Source organism: Mycobacterium sp., from assembly GCF_049280035.1.
GTDB lineage: Bacteria > Actinomycetota > Actinomycetes > Mycobacteriales > Mycobacteriaceae > Mycobacterium.
The window spans coordinates 1-4,712 of the sequence record NZ_JBAPPI010000868.1 but is presented as its reverse complement, the minus strand read 5'-3'; the positions used below and the strand labels follow the sequence as shown (position 1 = coordinate 4,712).

General features: G+C 67.0%; 4 protein-coding genes. 2 read left to right on the top strand and 2 right to left on the bottom strand.

The window, feature by feature from the left end; translation table 11 throughout:
- Positions 1–87: 87 nt before the first annotated feature.
- Together WAN71_RS27680 and WAN71_RS27675 are read left to right on the top strand one after the other, a co-directional pair.
- On the top strand, positions 88–1,188 hold the full coding sequence (locus tag WAN71_RS27680; protein ID WP_422228385.1) for an adenylate/guanylate cyclase domain-containing protein: 1,101 nt from the start codon (positions 88–90) through the stop codon (positions 1,186–1,188).
- Between the two features lie 11 nt (positions 1,189–1,199).
- Complete coding sequence (locus WAN71_RS27675) at positions 1,200–2,747, top strand: leucyl aminopeptidase (RefSeq protein WP_422228384.1); 1,548 nt, start codon at positions 1,200–1,202, stop codon at positions 2,745–2,747.
- Positions 2,748–2,757: 10 nt separating this feature from the next.
- Here the strand turns inward: WAN71_RS27675 and WAN71_RS27670 are convergent, their stop codons facing one another.
- Both WAN71_RS27670 and WAN71_RS27665 read right to left on the bottom strand, forming a co-directional pair.
- Entirely contained in the window at positions 2,758–4,323 is a 1,566-nt protein-coding gene (locus WAN71_RS27670; protein ID WP_422228383.1) for a hypothetical protein, read from the bottom strand.
- Positions 4,320–4,712: hypothetical protein (locus tag WAN71_RS27665; protein ID WP_422228382.1), on the bottom strand; the 393-nt coding region annotated here is incomplete at its 5' end. The genes WAN71_RS27670 and WAN71_RS27665, both read right to left, overlap by 4 nt.

Sequence of the window (4,712 nt, the reverse complement as noted above, 5' to 3'; positions counted from 1 at the left end):
CCTCCTCATCGCTGCGCTCTGCATCGTCGCAGCGCGGCTCACGGCACTTCACCCTATATCCGGGACCTGCCTGGCACACTTGGTCAGGTGGTCGATTCCTTCGATTTCGAGGACCTTCAGGCCGCCGGGATCGCCGATGCGCCGGAGCGGGCTGGTCTGATCGAGTACTTGGCGGACCTCGGTTTCACCGTGGACGAGATGGTCGAAGCCGAGCGTCATGGCCGCCTGTTCGGGCTCGCCGGTGACGTCCTGCTATGGTCCGGTCCCCCGATCTACACCCTGCGGACCGCCGCCGAAGCGATCGGCGTGGCATTGGCGGACGTCGAACACGGCTGGGCCATGCTTGGCCTGACCGTCGCGAACGCGGATACGCCGGCGTTGAGTCAGGTCGATGTGGACAGCCTGGCGAGCTGGGTGGCGCTGCGGGCCCAGATGGGCAACGACCCCGCAGATGGCTTCCTGCGGGTTCTTGGCTCGACCGTGGCCCGGCTGGCCGAGGCCATCTCGTCGATGATCCGGGCCGCTCGACCCAACATGTGGCTCGGGCACACTGGCGACGAGCTCACAACCGCGCAGGCCTACCGCGAGGTCGCGCAGTTCGTCCCGCGCCTCGGGGCAATGATCGACGCCGTCCACCGCCACCATCTGGTCGGCACCCGAACGTTCATCGAGGGCGTCGTGACGGGCCCGTCGGCGAGCCTGTTGTGCGGCGTCGGGTTTGCCGATCTGTCCGGCTTTACTGCACTGACCCAACTACTCACACCCGCGGAGTTGTCGACGATGCTCACCGAGTTCGACGCCACCGCCAGCGACGTAGTGCACGCCGACGGCGGGCGGCTGGTGAAGTTCCTCGGCGACGCGGTGATGTGGGTGAGCTCGGACCCGGAGCGGTTGGCAAAAGCGGCGCTCGACCTCGTCGACCATCCGCGCGCACGCGAGGCGGGGCTACAAGTCCGCGCTGGTCTGGCCTACGGCCCGATCCTGGCCATCAATGGTGATTACTTCGGCAACGCGGTCAACCTCGCGGCCCGGCTTGTCGCTGCGGCGGAACCGGGACAGATCCTCGCCGCTGCGGAGGTCCACGAGCAACTACCTGATTGGCCAGCAACTATCCAGGAACCGTTGCAGCTCAAGGGCTTCGACGAACCTGTCGTGGCCTATGACCTGCACTGTGGTGCGCGTCGTTAGGGTTAATGCTTGTGAGCACACAACCCGGTTACCCCGCCCCAGCTGTCGCCGTCGCCACCTCGCTGCCGCGCCGCAGCGCCGGATCGGCGGTGTTGATCGTCCCGGTGGTCTCGTCCGGTGACGAGGACCAGCCGGGTGCCGTGGTGGCCTCCGCTGAGTCTTTACTGCCGGCCGAGGCGGTCGCGGAGATCGAGGCAGGCCTGCGCGCGCTGACCGCCACCGGCGCCAGCGAGCAGGTACACCGGCTGGTGGTGAGCTCGCTGCCGGTGGCCAGCGTGCTGACGATCGGGCTGGGCAAGCCGCGCGACGAGTGGCCCGCCGATGTAATCCGCCGGGCGGCCGGCGCGGCGGCGCGTGCGCTGGGTGGCGCCGAGGCCGTCATCACCACGCTGGCCGAATTGCCGGGAGCCGGCGTGCTGGCGGCCGCTGTGGAGGGACTGATCCTGGGCAGCTACCGGTTCACCGAGTTCCGCACCGACAAGACGGCGCCAAAAGACCCGGGGCTGCGCAAGATCACCGTGTTGTCCACCGCCAAGGACGCCAAAGCGCAAGCTGCTCATGCAGCGGCGGTCGCGACCGCCGTCGCTACCGCCCGCGACTTGGTCAACACTCCGCCCAGCCACCTGTTTCCAGCTGAATTTGCAAAGCGGGCAAAGGCTTTGGGCGAAGCAGTTGGTCTCGAGGTCGAGGTGCTCGACGATAAGGCGCTGCAAAAGCAGGGCTACGGCGGGGTGATCGGAGTCGGCAAGGGTTCGTCGCGACTACCGCGGCTGGTGCGGCTGACCCATCACGGGTCGCGGCTGGCCAAAAAGCCGAAGCACGCCAAGAAAGTTGCCTTGGTCGGTAAGGGCGTCACCTTCGACACCGGCGGCATCTCGATCAAGCCGGCGGCATCGATGCACTACATGACCGGCGACATGGGCGGCGCGGCGGCGGTCATCGCGACCGTGACGCTGGCCGCCCAGCGCGAACTGCCGATCGATGTGACCGCCACAGTGCCGATGGCCGAGAACATGCCGTCTTCGACCGCCCAGCGCCCGGGTGACGTGCTGACTCAGTACGGCGGGACCACCGTCGAGGTGCTCAACACCGATGCCGAGGGCCGGCTGATCCTCGCCGACGCGATTGTGCGGGCCTGCGAAGACAGCCCCGACTACCTGATTGAGACCTCGACGCTGACCGGTGCGCAGACGGTGGCGCTTGGTGCGCGTACGCCCGGGGTGATGGGCAGTGACGAGTTCCGCGACCGGGTGGCAGCCATCTCGCAGCGCATTGGCGAAAACGGCTGGCCGATGCCGCTGCCCGATGAACTCAAGGAAGACTTGAACTCGACGGTGGCTGACCTGGCCAATGTCAGCGGGCAGCGCTTCGCCGGCATGCTGGTGGCCGGTGTGTTCTTGCGCGAATTCGTTGCCGACGGCGTGAAGTGGGCGCACATCGACGTCGCTGGGCCGGCGTACAACACCGGCAGCCCGTGGGGTTACACCCCCAAGGGCGGCACGGGTGTTCCGACCCGCACCATGTTCGCGGTACTGGAAGACATCGCCGAAAACGGCTAGCACGCCACCGCTATGCCATCGCCTCGGCCGTCGCCATATGTCCTTCCAAGCCAAGCGATGTCGCCCTCTCGCGGTACCGGTCGGCGAAGTCGCGATAACCGCCCTGGTCACCGCGTGCCCGCGCGAGCAGCGCCCGCAGCCTCAACAGCGCAACCTCAAACACGATGAACCCCGGCTCGGTTGGCACGGCGGCCAGCCGGTCGACCGCGGCCTGCGCTTCCTGCAGGTCAGCATCGGTCCCGCGGGCCAACAGCGATTCGACCAAGGCGGTAACTGCGGCGCCGCGTAAGGCGATCTCTCCGGAGTCGTACTCGTGCTCGACTAGCGCACGCGACGCTTCGATGGCAGCGCCGAGCTCACCGGTTCGGGTCTTCTCCATTGCGTTCTCGAGGTCGATAACCGGCAGAATCGGCTCGGTTAACTGCTGTCGCAGGACGGCGTCGCGAGCCTGGATAAGCAGGTCAAAGCCCTCTGCTCGTCCAGCGCCGTCGTGGTGAACGAGGGCCACGCCCCGCACGAACCGGGCGACGGCCAGCGTGAAATCCTCACCGGATCGTTCCGCGATTTCTAGCATCTCCGCGGTCTCCCGCAGGACTGTTGCGTCAAACATCAAGGTCCCATCCGCTATGCCGAGACCATAGGCGTACAGCATTATCAGAGCGCGCATCTGGGGGTCGAACGCGCGCACTACCGCCACTGCCTGCTCGATGTCGGCTTTCCATCCGGGCAGCCCCAGGAAGCACCGCGCGGTGCCGCGCAGCGTGAGCGCGACCGCCAACGGTGATCCCAGGATGAGGTTGCCCTTGTGGGCATCGCCGTCGGCCAGGTCGATGCACAGCTGCGCCAACCGGAGGACTTCGGCCACCTCCCCGGTGAAGCGTTTGGCGGCCATCGCCCCGTACAGCAGCGCCAGGGTTAACGCCGGATCCCCGATGGATTCCATCAGCCCGATGAATTCCGACGCCAGCTGCGACGCTTCTCGGTAGCGCCCGTGGATCAGCAGCATCGTCACCTGCCCGGACATTCCGATGGCCAGTGAGACCTTGTCATCGGCCGCCGACGCCAGTTGACGCAGTTCGTCGAAACCGGTGTTGACGATGCTGCCCGCCCGCCAGGAACTACCGCACAGCAGCGTGCGTGGCGCGACGCGCATCGCCGGCCGAGCCGGCTCGTCGGCGGGCAGCCGGTCAGCGACCTGGCGGGCCCGCTCCCAACTCATCCGGGCCGCACGGATGTCGCGGTTGGTGGACGACGCGCCGGCCCGCATATGCCACACGAACGCCTCAAGCAAATCGCCCGCAGCCTCCAAATGCTCGGCGATCAGCGCGGCGTTCTCGTCCAGCGATCCCGAACTGCGCTGCTGAATGGCCGCAGCCAGGCTCCGATGCAACTCGGCGCGCTCCGAGGTCAATTGCGACTGGTAGGCAACCGAGTGGATCAACGGGTGCCGAAACGCATACTCGACAACGGGTGTGAACGCCACCTGATCGATGAGCTCCGCCTCCAGCAACTGCGTCACCGCCATGTCATCGACCAGTGCGGCCAACAGATCGGCACCGAACCGTAGCCCGATCACTGCGGCAGCGTTGAGCGTGCGTTTCGCCCGCGCACCGAGCCGATCGATGCGAGCAGCGATCGCAGCCTGCAGCGTCGCCGGCACCCTAACTTCGGCAGCGCCACCCGGGCACACATAAGCGCCGCGACCACCGCGGAGTACGCCGCGGTCGGCGAGATCCCGCACGATCTCCTCGGTGAAAAACGGGTTACCCGCCGCCCGCTCGGCGATCTGGAGGGTGAGCCCGCCACCGAGGGATCGGCACCCACCAGCTCGGTGATCAGCGCCGCAATCTGCGCATCATCCAACGGCGCCAACGCAACGGTCTGACCACCGGCAATCCGGGTCAGCGGCCCTAGGTATTCAGGCCGGTAGGTGATCACCACCAATGAACGGGTCTGGGCAACCAC